The sequence below is a fragment of the Bifidobacterium sp. B4111 genome (assembly GCF_026537235.1).
Classification (GTDB): domain Bacteria; phylum Actinomycetota; class Actinomycetes; order Actinomycetales; family Bifidobacteriaceae; genus Bombiscardovia.
In genome coordinates this window covers 38209-57090 of sequence record NZ_JAFNMO010000001.1, presented here as the reverse complement: position 1 = coordinate 57090, position 18882 = coordinate 38209, and the positions used below count along the sequence as shown (strand labels likewise).

The window sequence follows — 18882 nt, the reverse complement described above, 5'->3', positions numbered from 1 at the left end:
GATGTCCGTTCTCATACCTTCTTTATTCTTGTCTACAATCGCATCATCCCGCTCTTGCTCCCTGCTGTTAATCTGCCTGCCTCCACAAAATTTTGCCAGCAAACACAGCAGACGCATCTTCCTTCAAGGCGAGTGCTCTGCCTATATCGCGCGCTTCACCTGGATCCCAGCTTGAATAGATCGGTTAGCAGAACACATCGATATCCGAAGATCCTGCCTCCTCGATCAGGGGCATCAGTTTTTCTGTGGTCGGATCCCCGTCGATGGTATTCATATAATCATCAAAAATTATGAGCGCTCGGGAGGCTCTCCCCCTTTGCGCATTGTGCATACCTGCAGCACGTAAGGTTCTGGCCCAGCTAATCATTTATCCAGTTTTTAGCCCTATTATGATTACAAAGCATGAATCTCTTCGATTATTCGATTTTCTGATATTGACTTGTGCAGGCGATACAACACAAACCGGAAAGGCTGGATATTAATTCCGGTCTACTGAATATGCCGTGCTGCTGCAAGGATGCCAACTTGTCGGAAGAAAGAGGTTGCAGTCAACTGTGTATTTCCGCCAGCAAGTTAAGCTCAACGGATGCGAAGGCTCTCAAACATTTGAAGGCGCTACTCGAGAGCCCGATGCCAAGAACAAGTCATCCGAACTCACTGCTCTCCACCTTAAAGAACCCAGCTAGAAGTTCACGCCTTCACAAATTTGAGCTATGGCCACGAACAGCATATAAAGGACAAGACCAAAGGATCTTGGTCTGCGTCCCGAACCACAGCGAAACGCAGACAACGAGTCACCACGTTCGGATGCGGGAAGCATAGCCTAACAGGCAGGGACACTGAAAGGAGGACATGGATGACTGACATCAGCTTTGATGCCATGATGGCAGTTGCCCGACAAAGCCTGGACATACAGCGAGGACGACGCGGAGAATGCTCTCACAGCAGGTGAGTCGCCGGCAGCCATCGAGAGCGTGCTCGACGCCGTATGCGGTCACCCCAAGCTGATGCGGCTTTCCCCAGCCCAAGTAAGGAAGATGGCCAACGGCCACGAGTTTATTGATCTTGAACCCTTCAGGGAGTATCTGAACACATGAGCACCAACCAACCTACCTGTACCTAATAAACATCGGGAAGTTCCCATTGGTCTTTTCACATTCACAGCGCTGGCATAAAGAAACAACCACGGCAACCGCAAAGCCGATCGCACACAAGCAGCATCCAGCAGAACGCGTGCAGAATGCCAATAAGAAGGAACAATGGAAGCACGGTGAAAATCAAGAATTATTTATCATCACAAATGCGAGAAGCACTTATATCTCCCGTGAGTGCTGGGGCTTAGAATTATCTCTGCCAATGCATGGAGCATGGAAAGCTGGCGCGGTCCAGACCCTAGTACACTGGATCATCCCCGCGTATGCGGGGAGCACGCACTCGTGAGCCTGTGAATTTGCCTATTCATGGGATCATCCCCGCGTATGCGGGGAGCACTCGCGGGGTGTAGAGCTGGTCCGCAATCCGGCCGGATCATCCCCGCGTATGCGGGGAGCACCGCTGTATACTGTCATGGTCATGATCTGTGTCCGGATCATCCCCGCGTATGCGGGGAGCACCACTGGTAAGTGTGGAATGAGTAGCCACACGAAGGATCATCCCCGCGTATGCGGGGAGCACACTGAAAAACGGTTTGCAACTCATAAACACGGAGGATCATCCCCGCGTATGCGGGGAGCACGTGTGGTGCGCTGTCTGGCAGTGGCGCCGTCTGGGATCATCCCCGCGTATGCGGGGAGCACAAATACTTACCTATAAAATCCTCAGGACTTAGAGGATCATCCCCGCGTATACGGGGAGCACTAACCACCACACTGCCGGTGCTTATCCAAGGTGGGATCATCCCCGCGTATGCGGGGAGCACGCAGCGTACGAGTATTCGCGGATTCCTCGGCCGGGATCATCCCCGCGTATGCGGGGAGCACACCCTCTCCTTGAGGCGGATGGCCTGCTTGTCGGGATCATCCCCGCGTATGCGGGGAGCACGCCTATCGCTTTCAATCGTGCGTCAAAATACAAGGATCATCCCCGCGTATGCGGGGAGCACCCATGCCCCGTCCTCCTTGGGTCCGCATCCGTGGGATCATCCCCGCGTATGCGGGGAGCACCGCCGTGGTCGATGGGTTTACCAGCCGGTGACGGGATCATCCCCGCGTATGCGGGGAGCACCCGCTTTGATCCACTTCTTGAGAATCTTACCTAGGATCATCCCCGCGTATGCGGGGAGCACGTGTGGTGCGCTGTCTGGTAGTGGTGCTGTCTGGGATCATCCCCGCGTATGCGGGGAGCACCGCCCCGGCCGCCTGCAGGCCGGCATTGCTCCGGGATCATCCCCGCGTATGCGGGGAGCACCATCTCCCCGCCCCCACCCAGAGTGGTTGGCAAGGATCATCCCCGCGTATGCGGGGAGCACATGAACAGCGTCCAGGCGCGCATGGACCCCTGCGGATCATCCCCGCGTATGCGGGGAGCACGATGGGAGCCTGGATGGCGGCGTGCCTGCGGATGGATCATCCCCGCGTATGCGGGGAGCACTAACTACGATCTTTCCGATTCCTACGAAATCCAGGATCATCCCCGCGTATGCGGGGAGCACGTATCATGAGCAGACCGTGAGAGTCGATGGTCGGGATCATCCCCGCGTATGCGGGGAGCACCAGCTGGTGCTTCAAGCGGTCGAATAGATACTAGGATCATCCCCGCGTATGCGGGGAGCACCGATGACATGCTGAAGCACTCAGATAAAGGCAAGGATCATCCCCGCGTATGCGGGGAGCACGCTGCGCGTTATGACCCAGACGAGGCCGATGACGGATCATCCCCGCGTATGCGGGGAGCACGCTGCCGCTCAACTACTCGGCGCGGCAGACCCGGGATCATCCCCGCGTATGCGGGGAGCACCTGTCCGCCGCCGAAGGGGAGGATATCAAAACGGGATCATCCCCGCGTATGCGGGGAGCACAGATCCATCAGCTCCAGGGTCTGCTTGTCCACGGGATCATCCCCGCGTATGCGGGGAGCACAAGGCCGCATGGAAGGACGGTGCGGAAGTCACAGGATCATCCCCGCGTATGCGGGGAGCACTTGCTGACTCCTGATGATATCCGGCGTGTGGCTGGATCATCCCCGCGTATGCGGGGAGCACCTCGAAGGAAGGACCCCGGGAGAGGTGGAGCCGGGATCATCCCCGCGTATGCGGGGAGCACCCGGACATCTGGCAGCCGGTCAAAGCGTGGGAGGGATCATCCCCGCGTATGCGGGGAGCACCAACCAGGAGCGTGAAAGCATTTTCTGGACCCCGGATCATCCCCGCGTATGCGGGGAGCACGTAATCATGGCCGGGGACGAGAAGGATAAGCCGGGATCATCCCCGCGTATGCGGGGAGCACTGCGTGTGGCGATATGCTGGTATTCGGCTTTGAGGATCATCCCCGCGTATGCGGGGAGCACCCTTTCCCGGACGGGTCCTACCGTCTTGTGGTCGGATCATCCCCGCGTATGCGGGGAGCACGAATAGCCGAGGTTCTTCATAATCTTCGGGAAGGGATCATCCCCGCGTATGCGGGGAGCACTCTATGCCCAGCTGGGAGTAGATCTCGTTCAGCGGATCATCCCCGCGTATGCGGGGAGCACCCGTTCATCATGGCGTCGTGCAAATTGTGGCAGGGATCATCCCCGCGTATGCGGGGAGCACCATCCAAGTATGGAACGGCAAGGCCTTCGTTGAGGATCATCCCCGCGTATGCGGGGAGCACGGGGGTGAATGACGTATGTTCTGTTCCCGTTTGGGATCATCCCCGCGTATGCGGGGAGCACCTTTGGGTTGCTCCACAGGCCGTATCTATAGGAGGATCATCCCCGCGTATGCGGGGAGCACATGCGGCTACCAGATGGGGTCTGCTTTGTCGAGGGATCATCCCCGCGTATGCGGGGAGCACGCCCGGCTCGCGTCCATGTGAAGGGAAGTAAGGGGATCATCCCCGCGTATGCGGGGAGCACTCTGGATCTGGGACGGCGCACAATGGTCAGACAGGATCATCCCCGCGTATGCGGGGAGCACCTGATTGTTGTTGATCGGTATACCTTTGTTGAAGGATCATCCCCGCGTATGCGGGGAGCACCAGGGCTACGGCGCGGTGAGCGTGCTCATCTCGGGATCATCCCCGCGTATGCGGGGAGCACAGCATCTTCAGGTTTGCATGATTAACGGTGTCGGGATCATCCCCGCGTATGCGGGGAGCACGGTTCGGCCAGACGTGTATTTGCCTGCTGCGCCGGATCATCCCCGCGTATGCGGGGAGCACTGGATGCTCGTGTGCGACGTGCGCGCGTCTGACGGATCATCCCCGCGTATGCGGGGAGCACAGGTCCGGTCTTTTTCATGCCTGCCGCTTGGCGGGATCATCCCCGCGTATGCGGGGAGCACTACCGGGGTCAATCCGGTAATCTACCTGTCCGAGGATCATCCCCGCGTATGCGGGGAGCACTACCAGCAAGTCAGTGCGGAATTTCTCGGTGAGGGATCATCCCCGCGTATGCGGGGAGCACTAACCGTCGTTGGCGTTACCGGTAATCACTCTGGGATCATCCCCGCGTATGCGGGGAGCACCTGCTTATCTTGCGGTAGTAATGACAGTCACTGGGATCATCCCCGCGTATGCGGGGAGCACACTGCTGCGGCAGGTGGAGGGCCTCACGGGTCGGGATCATCCCCGCGTATGCGGGGAGCACGTGCCGCAGGTCCTGCGCAACGGCGTGGATTCGGGATCATCCCCGCGTATGCGGGGAGCACCTTTGCACCAGGAAATCTTTCAGTGACATCATAGGATCATCCCCGCGTATGCGGGGAGCACATCAAGGATATCTTTGATGTCAAGGCGCCTACGGGATCATCCCCGCGTATGCGGGGAGCACTAACTGAAGATGAAGTTCAGTCAGTGAAAAGCGGGATCATCCCCGCGTATGCGGGGAGCACTCGATGTTCTGTTCGCCGTTTTGCTGCGTGGTGGGATCATCCCCGCGTATGCGGGGAGCACAAGCAGGCGGACCAGAAGACCCCGGATCATGAGGGATCATCCCCGCGTATGCGGGGAGCACAACTCTCTGCTTCTCATGGCCTTCTGCAACGGGGGATCATCCCCGCGTATGCGGGGAGCACCCTAGCCGTAAGACCTTTTGACATAAACGCGGAGGATCATCCCCGCGTATGCGGGGAGCACATAGGGCTGAGGATGGTGCGCCTGTTTTCGTGGGGATCATCCCCGCGTATGCGGGGAGCACAGGATTAACATTTTTTGCGATCCGGAGGACTTGGGATCATCCCCGCGTATGCGGGGAGCACCGCCGCAAACGCGGCGCTGTGGGTCGGATGGAGGGATCATCCCCGCGTATGCGGGGAGCACCATGACATAGACTGCCTTGATGCCGTACACCAGGGATCATCCCCGCGTATGCGGGGAGCACTGGGCCTTGCTTTGTACTGACATGATCTTGTCCGGATCATCCCCGCGTATGCGGGGAGCACCGATCATACATACCCCCTCTGTCCGTATTGCGGGGATCATCCCCGCGTATGCGGGGAGCACTCTTCAAATCTGTCGTCCTTTTTTACGTAAAATGGATCATCCCCGCGTATGCGGGGAGCACATGATCTTCGGCATGTTCGCGGTGATGGCCCAGGGATCATCCCCGCGTATGCGGGGAGCACGCCATGGCCCCGCCGATGATGTCGCCGTGCGTGGGATCATCCCCGCGTATGCGGGGAGCACCTGGGAGAGCTTAAGCTCAGCCGCGTTCGAGGAGGATCATCCCCGCGTATGCGGGGAGCACTATATAAAACAATAGCGACAGAATTCAAACTCGGGATCATCCCCGCGTATGCGGGGAGCACTATTGGGAATGTAGAATAGTCGTACGCCAATGAGGGCCATCCCCCCTACAATGAGGGGAGCACACCTCAAGAAGAGGCAACGTGCAGTCAGTCTACACCGAAACCGTGGTCGCTCGCCTGAAAAACGCCTGTAATGCACGCTGCTGACCGCTCTTGAGACCATTGGCAACCGATACGACTTCCAACATCGTCCCATCTGCCGAACTGCTGTTTTGGACAGCCCAACGAACTAGCCAGGAATTCATCCAAACAGCTGATGCCTTAACCTCATTCCAGACGCGCCTGCACGGAAGCACAACAGCCGAAGCTACCGGTCCAGCATGACTGAGAGCGATGTGCCAGCACAACTGCACTCGATTGACCTGACCACCGGTTAGAGGCAAGAAATCATGAAGCTTGGCTGCCAGAGAGGAACTCAAGCGGACACTCGGTCAACCTCTACTATCGTCAGGAATATCCGCCCAGCTCTAGGAGCAGTCATCCAACTCATAGGGTGATGGCTCAAACCCCAGTGCCTGAGGCCAGGCTTGAGCACCGATTCCACTTATTACCGGCCCAGCGCATGCCTAGTGCGCCGCTGTGTCATCCTTGATCAATGCTCTCGGCTCACCCTGCCGCCGCTTTCGCATCGAGAACAAACTGAGCATGCGCGTGCCTGACATGGCTAGCTACCGACCAAACTCCTGCAGGTCGACCAAATCATAGCCCAGACCCAACACTTGTTCAAACCCGGCAATATCCATGGGTCCGAGTATTCCCTTATTGGCCTCGTAGCAAATCACCTTGTCATAGTTCGAAGACCTTGCAACCTCATAAATCGGTAAAGGCAGCCACAGAAGTGTACTTATGGGATGAACTCAGGCCGCCCGAACCACTACCTGTTAAACTGCTCATTTCGCCCTTTCTCTACAACGAATTTGAACATACGCAATAGGTTCAAACAGCAGCAGCACCTGAAGCAGCAACACAATAAACTTGCCACTTTATGTGCTGTTCCCCAGATTGCGTCTGATATTGGATTGTTTTTTACTCTGAAATATGAGACGCTTCTTATCTCCTCGGTAAGAAAACCTACAAGATATTCGCCCAATTGCTGAATAAAATATCAAAGATTGCCATGGAGCGGGCGACGGGAATCGAACCCGCGTAATCAGTTTGGAAGACTGAGGCTCTACCATTGAGCTACGCCCGCAAAGCCGTTGGCTCGGTAAAGAGCTTACCACAGGGTGCGACATCTCGACTGCCAGTGCCTGTCATCCTGAATGCGATCGCATTGAGGCCACCAAATGGATCCGCGGGCTCCCCGACCCCGCATGGCAGAAAAGCCATTGAAGCCGGTACCGGGGGATTCGTTGTGAAGACGGACCCATCGAAAGAGATCATCCTTTCCAAGAAGTCGTAGTCTGGCATCTCTTCCCGCCTTGCTGGGAATCCACGCGTCGCGCAAGAGCCGCGACATACGGATCCCAGGTAGGCGGTGGTCACAAAAACAGGTTGACATCCCGGATTCAGATTGCCGCCGTTTTCCGAAGTTCAGGGGGTGAACAGCAGAGGCGTTCAGCTCACGACAAGAGCCGTTCCAGCATGACAACCGCGGAAGCCAGTCCTGCGTCGTGGGTGAGGGAAATATGCCATGCCAGCCGATCGTTTCCATCAGCGCCCAGGGAATCAGACAGAGCCAGTTGCAGATCTTGCGCCAAATAGACACCAGGTCTGCCCCGGCTATCATCCAGGATCTCAATTGCACCCCAAGGGAAGTCATCCAGGCCATAGGGGGCACTCCTCTCTTCAAGCGCCTCAGACCAGGCCTTCAGAACAGCCTCCTTGCCGGCCCAACGGACTGCCAGGTGCGATTCGGAATTATCGCCCTTGACCCGGGCCCGCTCTTGGGACTGCCGTCGCTCACGGACTGAAAACAAACTGCTCATCCGAGTACCTGGCATGGCCAACCGCTCGGCGAAATCGGCTATGAAGACCAGATCATGCCCCAGTCCCAACACAGTTTTCTCACCCGAAAAACCCATGATATGAGTATGCCCTTGATGGAAGGCCATCGGCAAGTCCTGGGTCGCCAGTCAAAAGCAGGGATTGGAGGCCAGCTTAGGCATACACCTGGTGGGACCAGCCCTTCCTACTGCCTTCGCGACCAGACCCGTACGGCCCATTCAAGCGCCATCCCCAGCTTCAGGCGGTCGCTCTACATATAGCAGGCATTCGGCTCCATGGCGCATAAGGCATCTGGCGGCAATACGGTCGGACATGGCATCTCAATCCGGATTCCAATCCTGTTTCATGGCTGCCGTGCCATATCTCCGGATACGTCGCAGCCATCAGGAAGCAGGTTCGACCAGGGCCAGCAACCTTGTCCCCTCGTTCTGGGTGCAGGCGAGCTGATGATTGCCGCCGACGATCGAGGACTCGGCAAAGGCAAAGAAATTCTTCCCCTGTCCTGCGGGGTAATTGAGGTTTGAAGAGGAGGACCGCATTGTTTTGCCGTCGACAGTGCACCGCCCGGCATCCACCTTGCGCAGGTCCGGCCTCATCGCGAGGAGGTAGACGGTACCCTGCTTCTTGGCGGAAATAGTCACTTTGCCGCCATCCCCGGTCAGGTCGTATGTCTTCATTGCGGCGAATCTGCCGCTGACATCTTCCAGGCTCGGCTCCGAGCGGGTGGAACCCCCGCACCCAGCAAGGGAAACAGCCCCGGACATAATCGTCAGAACCAATGCCAGCAGTCTTGTCTTCATGGCTTCCCCTATCAGGATTGAACCATGCAATGCCCGCCACACTACGGGTATTACCCAGTTGAGGCAAACACTACCAGACATTCCATCTCAGCACCAGAGACCCCTGATGGCTCGTCCGGAGTCCGGAACCACTGGTCAGCCCCATTGTCAAGGGCCACCCAAGCCCGGGTTCAGAATTGACTCTGATCCCAGGCTGCCAACAGATCAGAACCGGAAGGTCGGCATGACGAAGGGCTGGCTGATCCCGCCATGCATGAAGAAGGCAATGACGATGGCCAGCAGGCTCATCACCAGGCCGAAGATGACCATGACCTTCCCCTTGTGCCGACCGCCGCTCCGAGCGAAGAAGAACCCCAGCAGGGAGCAGATGACCCCGAGGCCGCCCAGGCAGAGGGCCACCAGATCAATCTCTTTGAAGAAAGAGGCCAGCAGGGCGACGATTCCCAACACCAGGCTGACGATGGCCATGGAGCTGACCGGGCGGCTGTCCGGACCATCGGCCTTCATCTCGCCATGATTATCCAACTGACTACTGCCTTGGTCCCGGTTATCCTGATCAACCATTGTCCGACCTCTTCCCTTCTGGTTGCAAAGAAGGCCATCCGGTCCTCATATCCATCATGGTATGAGCCAGGCGGACTCCGTTGAGAACGCGAATCACCTACCCCGTTGCCATCTACACAGAATCCACCATTATCAGCCTCTGCAACCACCTGCCTGACGCCCAGACGAACAAATCAACCACTGCCAGACAAGAAAACCGCCTGTTCCGGCCCGGCATAAACCGAGCAGGAGCAGGCCGTCGCAGGCCGTCAGGTTCAGGATCGGTCGTAGTATCCGTCAGCACCAAGGCGGGCATTCGGATCCAGGAGCATGGCCTTTTCGACCTCGTGGCCGACGTAGCCGCGGCCGTCCTCGTGGAAACGACGATTGTCAATAGACTCGTAGAGCGGGACCCGGCCCATGCGCCCCTCCTCCAGGCGGCGCTGACCAGAGGCCAGGCGGTCGTTGGCCCGCTGACGCCAAGCATCAAGGGCCTGCCGACCGGAAGCCTTGAGCACTGCCGCCTCGAAGGCTCCAGGGCTGACGATGACCCCGATGCCGGAGACGTGGCCGAAGCCCAGGGAGGTGACTAGCCCGGCCTTGACCTTGCCCACCTTGAGGGGCTGCTCCAGCCAGACCAGATGGTCGTCACGCTTTAGGACCGGATCCACGCAGTCCAGGGAGGCGTTGGCCGGAATGACCCCAGACCGGAAGAGCTGGGTGAGTCCGTTGATCTGGAAGATGCAGGCACCGCCCTTGGCGTGGCCGGTCAGGCTCTTCTGGGAGATGACGTAGAGCGGGTTCCCATCCGTCCGTCCGATGGCGTGGGCCAGGGTGTTGTGCAGCTCGGACTCGTTGGGGTCGTTGGCGTTGGTGGAAGTGTCATGCTTGGAGACCACCGCGATGTCGTCAGGGGCCACGCCCAGCTTGGCCAGTGAGCGCACCAGATCCGAGTCCTTGCCGCCCATGCCGGCGGCCAGAGCCCCCAGCCCAGGTGCGGGGATGGAGGTGTGAGCGCCGTCCGCGAAGGAGTGGATGTATCCAACTACGCCAGCCACGGGCAAACCCATGCGCAGCGCGATGTCTCCCCTGGTCAGGAGGATGGTTCCGCCGCCTTGGGACTCCAGGAAGCCGCCGCGCCGACGGTCGTTGGCCCGGGAGAAGAACCGGGGCTGGATGCCCTTGGCGTACATCTCGGCGGAATTGGCGGTGGCGTTCATGTTGCCGAAGCCGATGACCGACTCCACGCCGATGTCGTCGATGGCACCCGTGACCACGAAATCCGCCTTGCCAAGGGCGATCTTGTCGGCGCCCTCCTCGAGGGAAACAGCAGCCGTGGCGCAGGCCGAAACCGGCTGGACCATGTTGCCATAGCCGCCGATGTAGGACTGCATGACGTGCGCGGCCACCACGTTGGGCAGCGCCTCCTGGAGGATGTCCGTGGGGATCTCCTTGCCCAGGAAGCGGTCCAGGTAAAGCTTGCGCATGGAGGCCATGCCGCCGAAGCCGGTCCCCTGAGTGGAGGCCACCTTGGAGGGGTGCACCGCCTGGAGGATCTCCACTGGGGTGAAGCCGGCCGACAGGTAGGCGTCCACGGTGGTCACGATGTTCCAGAGGGCGATCTCGTCCACATCCCCGACCATTGAGGCCGGAATGCCCCACTTGACCGGATCGAAGCCTTGGGGGAACTGACCGCCCACAGTCCTGGACATGGTGGCCCGGCGCGGCACGCGGATGCGGGAGCCGGGCAGGCGGGTGACGGTCCACTCGCCGGACTGCTCGTCGCGGGCGATGCTGGTGTGGTCAGGATCCTGGGCCACGTACTCCTCGGCCATGTCCTTGGTGGGCACCGAGAAGGCCACGTCGTGATCCAGGAAGACGTCGACCTCCTCTTCGTTGGTGCCCTGGCGGTAGTCGGAACCCATCCCATCGTCGAAGGGACGGATGCCGGAGCGGGCCACCACCTGGTCGTGGTAGCGCTCGGCGATGTCCTGCTCGGGCACCAGCTCGCCGTCAGTGTCGTACCAGCCCGGCTTGGGGCTGTCCTGCCACTCGACCAGGCCCATGTTCCAGGCCAGCTCGAGGACGGCGGCGGCGCTCAGGTCGACTTGGCCGTCCGAATGGATGCCCATCTCGGCCTCGAAGCGGGTGCGGCCGGAACCCCAGGGGCCCATCTCGCCGATGGATACGATAACGATCTGATCCTCGGGCCGAGCGGTCACGCCCTGCCAATCCTGCAGGTCTACCGGAGCCTGGGCAGGCACCCGGGGTGTGGGCAGGGCCTTGATGACCCGGTCCGGATCCCTTTCGGCATCTGCAAGCGCATCCCCGGGCTTTCCGGCCGGAGCCGGCGTCGACGAATCGTCGTCCTGGGCAGCCTCGGCCTTCAGGGCCTTAAGATCTAGCGGGCTGGAGCCCAGGCCGCCGGTAAGGTCGGCCTGAAGCGGGGCCTGAAGAGCCTGCTGGCGAGCCTGGACAGTGCACAGCTCCAACAGAGAATCAGCCATCTGCTCGGTGGAGTAGGTGCGGATGCCATGGCGCTCCACGACTTGGACCAGCGGATCATTGCCGCCCATGAGTCCGGTGCCACGGACCCAGCCGATCAGCGGGTGGGCGAAGGTGACCCGGCCGGACCAGTCCTGCTCGGGGCGGGACCGGTTGACGATGGCGTCCAGGGCGGCCTTGACCTCCCCGTAAGCTCCGTCGCCGCCGAACATGCCACGGTTGGGCGAGCCGGGCAGGACCACATGCAGACGGTGGTCGACATCGGTGTCCGCTCCGATGCTGGCGAACCCGGCGATCTGGCGTTCCAGGCTCCAGAGCATGAGCCGGGCCTGGGATTCGAAGAGCCTACCCGAGTCGGCCATGGTCCCGTGCATGGCGGGGGCTGCGAAAGGCAGCAGCAGGGTGGGTTCGTAGGCAGGCTTGAGCACGGTGGTCGTAGCCCCTGTGGTCTTGCGCTGCTCCTTGCCGACCCAGTCGACCAGGGCATCCACATCCCGGTAGCTGGACAGGTTGGCGGGCACGATCCAGAGACGCGCTTCGCCCACGGCGTGGCGGCGATAGAGGTCGCGTGCCCAGATGACGGTCTGTGGCTTCAGGGAGTGGCAAACGGCGATGACCGTCGCCCCGCCCTCCAATAGGCCGGCTGTCAGCGCTCCAGCAATGGACTTGGGAGCCACGCCGGTGACCACGGCCACGTCCTTGGCGAACCGGGCGGCAGTCTGGTCCGAGTCGGCAGGGGTCATGGCCTGGTCAGCGATGCCGCTGAAGACCCGGTCCAGATCCTGCTCGCCGCGTTTGCGCGCCTGATCGGCATACCAGACAGCCTGATCGTGCACCTCCCGTCCTGCGCCCACAAAGCTCAGACGGCTGCGGTCATCATCGTGCTCATGGTAGATGTGTGCCAGATCCTCGCGGGCGCTGGCCCAGCGATCGTCGAAGAGGACGGCGCGTGAAGCCTCGAACCGTGGGGCCACCTGCTCGGGCCAGTCGCTGCCCAGCTCGGCATCGACGGCGGCCACGACGGCTGCATCCTCATTCTCGCCGGGCTGGACGGTCGGGGGCTTAAGCCCCAGCTTGTCTAGGAGGAAGCGGGCGGTGGAGGCCAGCACACCCTCAGAGCCAGTCACCTGGGCCGCGAAGGCATCCAAGGCGGCGGAGTCAACCACGGCACCGCCAGCGGCACCACCTGCAGAGGGCATGGAGACCGTGACGCCGTGACGCTGGGCCACCTGCTGAACGGCCTGGTCGATCAGAGCATTGGCCGCGGCCACAGTGGAGACGGCTTCAGTAGGCAGGAGGGCCAGGTCGCCGCCACGCGAAGAGGCACCCTCGCGGGTATCCAGGACCAGGCTGGCTACAGTGGCCGAGACCCAGCCAGCACCCAGCTGCCAGACATCGGTGACCCGCTGCTCAACCTGCTGCAGCTTGATGCCTGATGGGCCGAAGAGGTCACGGATGCGCTCACGCACGATGTCGGAGAGCACCGGGCCGAAGGGCCGATAGTTGGGGGCCACCTTGTTCACCAGGGCGCTCAGGTCAGTCATGCTGGCCTCGGCCGCACCGTCCACGCTGGCCACGCCCAGCTCGGAGCTGATGTCCATCAGCAGCTGGTTGCGTCTGGAGGAGACGCCGTTGGTCAGGGTGTCGGTGGTGTCGGTCTGCCCGATCTGCTCGGGGCGAATCTTGGTGGAGTAGGCCAGCAGTACAGCGATGGCATCCGAGGCCCTGAAGGGCAGGTCGGCTATATCGGCGCCCGATGGACCGCCGGTCGCCTGACCCGGAGCCGAGCCGTCTCCAGCAGGGGCCGAGGCTGGAGCCGACTCAGGGGCAGCCGTTGGTGCCGGAGCTGGATCAGGGATGGAGTCCTGGACCGGAGCAGCCGTGATCTCCTCCTCCACCGGTGCCATGGGATCGGTGTCGGTCAGATAGACCCGGCTCTCGTCCCTGCCCAGGTTGTAGACGCTCACATGACGCTCGCGGAAGTCGGGCAGCTTCAGGGTCTTGGTAGCCAAGTTGGCCAGGGTGGGCGAATGGCCCAGCCCTACCTCGATCAGCTGTTCCACGCCCAGACCGCCCTGCTCGGGGGCGTCAAACATGATCGCCTGGGTCTCGATCCAGCGCACAGGGGAAGCGAACTGCCAGGAGAGCAGCTCGGTCAGCAGCAGGCGGCCAAGTTTCTGGTCGTCGGCAGCATACTGGTCCCAGACCTGGGGATCGTCCAGAGCCTGCTTGATGCGTTCGGAGGGAACCGCCTCCAGGATGGAGGCCGCAAACTCCTTGGTCATCTGGAAGGGCCGTGCAACCAGGTTGGGTATGTAGCGACCCTCCAGGCGTGAATAGTCGATGTATTCGGGCAGCAGGGCATCCAGAGTGTCGCGGAACTCAGGCACCCCCTTGCGCAGCAGGGTGGAGTGGAAGGGCACGTCGATGCCGGGCACATACATGAAGGCCGGCTTGCCGCCCGCCTCCTTGGCCCGGCGGTTGGCATCGGCTCGCAGGTATTCCAGGCCGGCGATGGTACCGGCCACGGCGTACTGCTGACCAGCCAGATTATAATTGACGATCTCAAGGAATTCACCGGACTCCTTGGACACGGACTCCACATACTGCTTGACACCGGAGTCGCCCACACCGAACTGGTTGGGACGCAGGGCGCCCATCCGGTAGTTGCTGCGCCCCTGCTCGTCGCGTTCGATCAGGGAGTGCATGGTGGACCCGCGGTGGAAGACCAGCTCCAGGACCGTCTCCAGGGACATGACCCCGGCGAAGGAGCTCAGAGCGTTGTACTCGCCCAGGGAGTGGCCGGCGAAGTAGGCGGGCCAGATGTCCATGCCGGACTCACGCAGGCGTGCGGTCTGCGCGAAGGCCACGGTTGCCAGGGCCACCTGGGTGAACTGGGTCAGGTTGAGCAGCCCCTCCGGATGGTGGTAGGTGACTCCCTTGGCCGTCAGGGTATGCGGGTTATCACGCACCACAGCCAGGATGGAGAACCCCAGCTTGCTGCGGGTCAGGGCATCGGCCCGTTCCCAGGTCTCACGGGCGGCCGGAGACTTGACCCGCTCGTCAAGAACCATGCCCTGCTGCTGGATTCCCTGGCCGGGATAGACGTAGGCGGTCCGTGGTGCTCGGGCGATTGCCGTGCCGCGGGAGACCAGCTGGCCGTCGATCCTGCAGGTGACCTCCAGGACCAGACCGCCATGGCGGACCTTGCCCACACGCTCCAGGCTGATCTCCACCCTGTCGCCCAGCTGGACCATGCCGTACATGTTGTAGGTCCATCCGACGATCTCGTAGTGGATGCCCTGCTCGTCGGTGGCTTGCGCCGCGTACTGGGCGGTGGCCGACAGCCACATGCCGTGCACCAGCGGCGCAGACAGGCCGGAGACAGCAGCGCCTCGTTTGGAGGTGTGGATGGGATTGAAGTCCCCGGAGGTGCGTGCGAAGGCGGTCATGTCCTTGGGGGCGGTGACGGTGACGCGGCGCAGCAGCCTGCGGGGTGTATCCACGGTGTCGGCACGGATGCCGCCGTACTCGGGGGCCTCCTGAGGCAGCTGGTTGCTGTAGGCGCGACCACGGATGGCGAAACGCTCGACCTCGCGGGCCAGCACGGTCCCGTCCTGGGCGGTGTGGACCACGTGGATGGTCACCACCCGGCCGGAGGCGGACTCCTGGTAGGGCTCGGCCCAGCTGGTCAGTTCGATCCGCTGGCCGGTGTACTTCAGCAGGCGCTCCTCGCTGACCTCCAGCTCAATCAAGTGATCCAAATGGACCGCGTTGAGCAGGCCCTCGATGATGGGGAAGCCATCCACATAGACGGATCCCAGGGCTGCGTAGATGGCCGGCCAGGCCGGACCTACCAGGGCGTCAGGGGCGAAGCCGGAGGGGATCAGCGCATCGGGCAGGGCGCCTCCGGTGGCCGCCTCATGGTCGAAGCCCAGGTTGGATGCCAGGGTGTAGCCGCTGTGGGCCAGGCCGAAGGGGTGGCCAGGATCGTCATCGTCATTCTCGATGACAGGCATGGCCTCCAGCCTGTCGCCGGTGATGGTGGTGTTGCCGATGCCGGCTGTATCGGCCAGCATGGCGTAGACGTCCTTGGGCAGGCGGCTGCGGTCGACCACAGGGAAGAGTCCGACCTGGTCGCTCTTGAGGGTCAGCGGCACGACGATGTCGCGCACCGCATGCCGGTCCAGACCGCCGTCAGGGTCGTCATCCCAGTAGGTGTCCAGATGGATGTCCAGGTCGTAGTGCTCGCCCTGGTCGTCCTGGCCGGTGGCGGTGATTGTGTAGTTGGGGTCGTCTATGGCCGTTCCGTAAGCCGGATTGGCCATCAGGTGGCCCACCCAGGAGATGTTGGGGCTGCGACGGATGAACTCCTGCGCGTCAGCGGCGCCTGCCAGCTGGCTGTAAGCCTTGGCTGGGCCCTTGCCCAGATTGCGCACCCGGTCTATGGCCGCCTGCTCGAACCGTCCCAGAATGGATGCCACCGGCTCGTCCACCGTGGTGATGCCTGCCACGGAGATGGGCCCGGGGATGGCCCTGACCGAGTCGGCGCCGTAGCGGGGGTCCTCTGACTGCCAGAGCTGATCCTGACCCCACCAGCGCAGCAGATCGTTGTCGATGACCGGCACGAAGGGCATGGGCTTGGGGTACTCGCGTACCAGGGCGGGGAACCAGGCCACGTCGGTGGGCACCACCTTGAGCTCTGCTGCCTGAGGGTAGGCCTCATGCAGCCGACGAAGCGCCTGCTCGGGCTCGGCCACATCCTGCCTGGAGACGAAGATGGAGTCGAACTCGCCGCTCTGGCGCTCACAGACACGGGCCTCGATGCGCCGCAGCAGGTGCAGGAAGCGGTCGACGTAGGTGTCATCGGCCCAGGGGCAGGCCAGGTCGGCGAAGCGCTGGGCCCAGTCCTGGTAGGTCATGGTCTCCAGATCGCCGAAGTAGGGCTTGGCGGTCTTATTCAGAGCCTCGATGATCTCTCCACGGCGGGTCTCCAGCTCCTCGGGGTGCTTCATGACTCGGACCAGCAGGCGGCCGCATTCGGCGGAGGAGTTCTCCATCTCGTAGATGTCGGCGTGCAGATGGCTCAGGCCGGAGCCTACGCCTCCCACAGACTTGCCGCTGGGCACCCACTTCTCGCCCATGGGGGCGAAGGGGTCCGGATCCGGAGTCGAGCTGTCGATGCCGGGAGTGGCTACCAGAGCCCGCTTGATCTCGGGATTGGTATGGGCCTCCTTGGCGGTCATGGCCGCTGTGCCGATCATGACGCCGTCCACGGGCATGTCCGGCAGGTTGTAGGCGCGGGACCACTGGCCGCTGATGTAGTCGGCCGCCCGCTCAGGGGTGCCGATGCCGCCGCCGGCCACCAGGACAATGTTGGGGCAGGCGCGAACCTCGGCGTAGGTGGTCGAAAGCAGGTCGTCCAGGGACTCCCATGAGTGGTGGCCGCCGGCGGCCCCTCCCTCGACCTCCATCAGAATGGGGGTGGGGGCGACCTTGCGGGCGATGGCCACAACCTGACGGATCTGGTCTACCGTGCCGGGCTTGAAGGCCACATAGGGGAAACCCTCCTCGTTGAGCTGACGGATCAGGGTCACGGCCTCGTCCAGCTCGGGGATGCCGGCAGAGATGACCACCCCGTCGATGGGGGTGCCGGAGGCACGTTTCTTGGGCACGATATGTTGGCTGCCGAACTGGAGGTTCCACAAATATCGGTCCATGAACATGGCGTTGAACTCGACCGTGCGGCCCTCCTGCAACTGGTCCTCCAACTGGGACACATGGCGGTCGAAGACCTCGGCGGTCACCTGGCCGCCACCGGCCAGCTCGGCCCAGTAGCCGGCGTTGGCGGCCGCAGCCACAATCTCGGGCTCCACGGTGGTCGGGGTCATGCCGGCCAGCATGACCGGGGGCTTGCCGGTCAACCGGCTGAAGGCGGTCTCCACTCGAGGGCCAGCCGGGGTCTCAAGCAAGCGTGGGGCCAGCTTGGACCAGTCCTGGGTTCTGGCCGGGTCCTCCTCCATGGTGGACAGCTGCGCGCGCCGGGCCTGGTTGGAGGCCTCGACCACGCCCACACCGGTGCCCTGGACCAGGTTGTCCACCAGCTTGCCCAGGGTCTCGCCCGGGCCCAGATCCACCAGCCAGAGGGAGGCGGCATCCTGCTGGTCCATGACCTCGGCGATCCGGCCTGCCCAGTCGGCATGGTTGAGCAGGACTTCCTCGGCCAGGACCCGGGCGCGCTCGGTGTCCAGACCGCAGCGGGAGGCCCAGTCCACGCTCAGATCTACAGCCTCCTTCATGAGCGGCGAGTGGAAGGGCAGTGTCACATCCAGGTACTCCAGAACCGGAGAGAAGGCGGTTCCGCCACGGACCTTGTCTTCGCGTAGCTGGAGCTGGTGCTCGCTCTCCTTGCTCGCCTCGATGGCGAAGGCGGCCAGATCCTCCGGGTAGCCGGACAGGACCAGGTTGCGATCCGAGTTGGTCACGGCCACGCTGATGGGGCCGCGAGCGCCAGGCACCCGGTCGACCAGGACCTCCACCTGACGGCGGGTGGCGCCGCGCACCGAGAGCATAGGCGTGGCTTCACCCTGGCGATGGATGCCCAGACGACGAGCCTGGCGGGTTCCGGCCGCGCCGATCAGCATGGCGGTGGCCAGAATCTGGTCGATGGCGCCCTGGGCGGCCTTGAGGGACCCTGCAGCCTGGGTCTCCTGGACCATGTGGACGCCGATGATGCCCTGGGAGTGTCCCAGCAGGGCCACGGGACGGGCCTGGGCCGCGTCATAGCCCAGCTGATCCATATCCATGAGGGCGCCCAGCTGCACCAGGGCGATGCCGGGCACACTGACGGCCGCGTCGGCGGCCGGCCCCAGCCTGACCGGGTCGGGCTTGTAGCCAAACAGGTCCAGCTGACGACCGTTGGTGGCCAGCAGGTCGGGCTTGACTGCCCTGAGCAGGTCGGTGGCCGCCGCCATCCGCTCCCTCAAGGCCTTGTCGATGTCGGGATCGCCCTGCAGATCGGCCAGGGCCACGGTCCAAGGGTTGGACTGTCCGGCGAACATGAGCGCGTGCGGCTGCTCGGCGAGACGGTTGATGAAGAATGTACTGGTCATGATGTCCTATTCATAGAGAGTTGGGGATTGC

At 62.1% G+C, this 18882-nt stretch carries 5 protein-coding genes, 1 tRNA gene and 1 CRISPR repeat array; of the genes, 1 reads left to right on the top strand and 5 read right to left on the bottom strand.

Going from position 1 to position 18882, the window contains the following annotated elements; all coding sequences use genetic code 11:
- The first annotated feature begins 890 nt into the window (after window positions 1-890).
- On the top strand, window positions 891-1097 hold the full coding sequence (locus tag J3T93_RS00210) for a hypothetical protein (RefSeq protein WP_267430106.1): 207 nt from the start codon (window positions 891-893) through the stop codon (window positions 1095-1097).
- Window positions 1098-1402: 305 nt separating this feature from the next.
- Window positions 1403-5944: a CRISPR direct-repeat array (repeat unit 28 nt; unit sequence GGATCATCCCCGCGTATGCGGGGAGCAC).
- Between the two features lie 1118 nt (window positions 5945-7062).
- On the opposite strand, the gene J3T93_RS00205 is transcribed toward J3T93_RS00210, so the two are convergent.
- The 5 genes from J3T93_RS00205 to J3T93_RS00185 form a co-directional block, all read right to left on the bottom strand.
- Window positions 7063-7136, bottom strand: a tRNA-Gly gene (locus tag J3T93_RS00205).
- A 370-nt stretch (window positions 7137-7506) separates the two neighbouring features.
- Entirely contained in the window at window positions 7507-7968 is a 462-nt protein-coding gene (locus tag J3T93_RS00200; RefSeq protein WP_267430105.1) for a holo-ACP synthase, read from the bottom strand.
- A gap of 306 nt (window positions 7969-8274) precedes the next feature.
- Window positions 8275-8691 (bottom strand): hypothetical protein, encoded by a 417-nt coding sequence (locus tag J3T93_RS00195; protein WP_267430104.1) that lies wholly within the window; start codon window positions 8689-8691, stop codon window positions 8275-8277.
- Window positions 8692-8895: 204 nt separating this feature from the next.
- Window positions 8896-9255, bottom strand: a complete 360-nt coding sequence (locus J3T93_RS00190) for a hypothetical protein (RefSeq protein WP_220236335.1) — start codon at window positions 9253-9255, stop codon at window positions 8896-8898.
- 254 nt (window positions 9256-9509) lie between these two features.
- The gene (locus J3T93_RS00185) at window positions 9510-18851 is read right to left on the bottom strand and encodes a type I polyketide synthase (RefSeq protein ID WP_267430103.1); all 9342 of its coding nucleotides are present in this window, start codon (window positions 18849-18851) and stop codon (window positions 9510-9512) included.
- Window positions 18852-18882 lie beyond the last annotated feature (31 nt).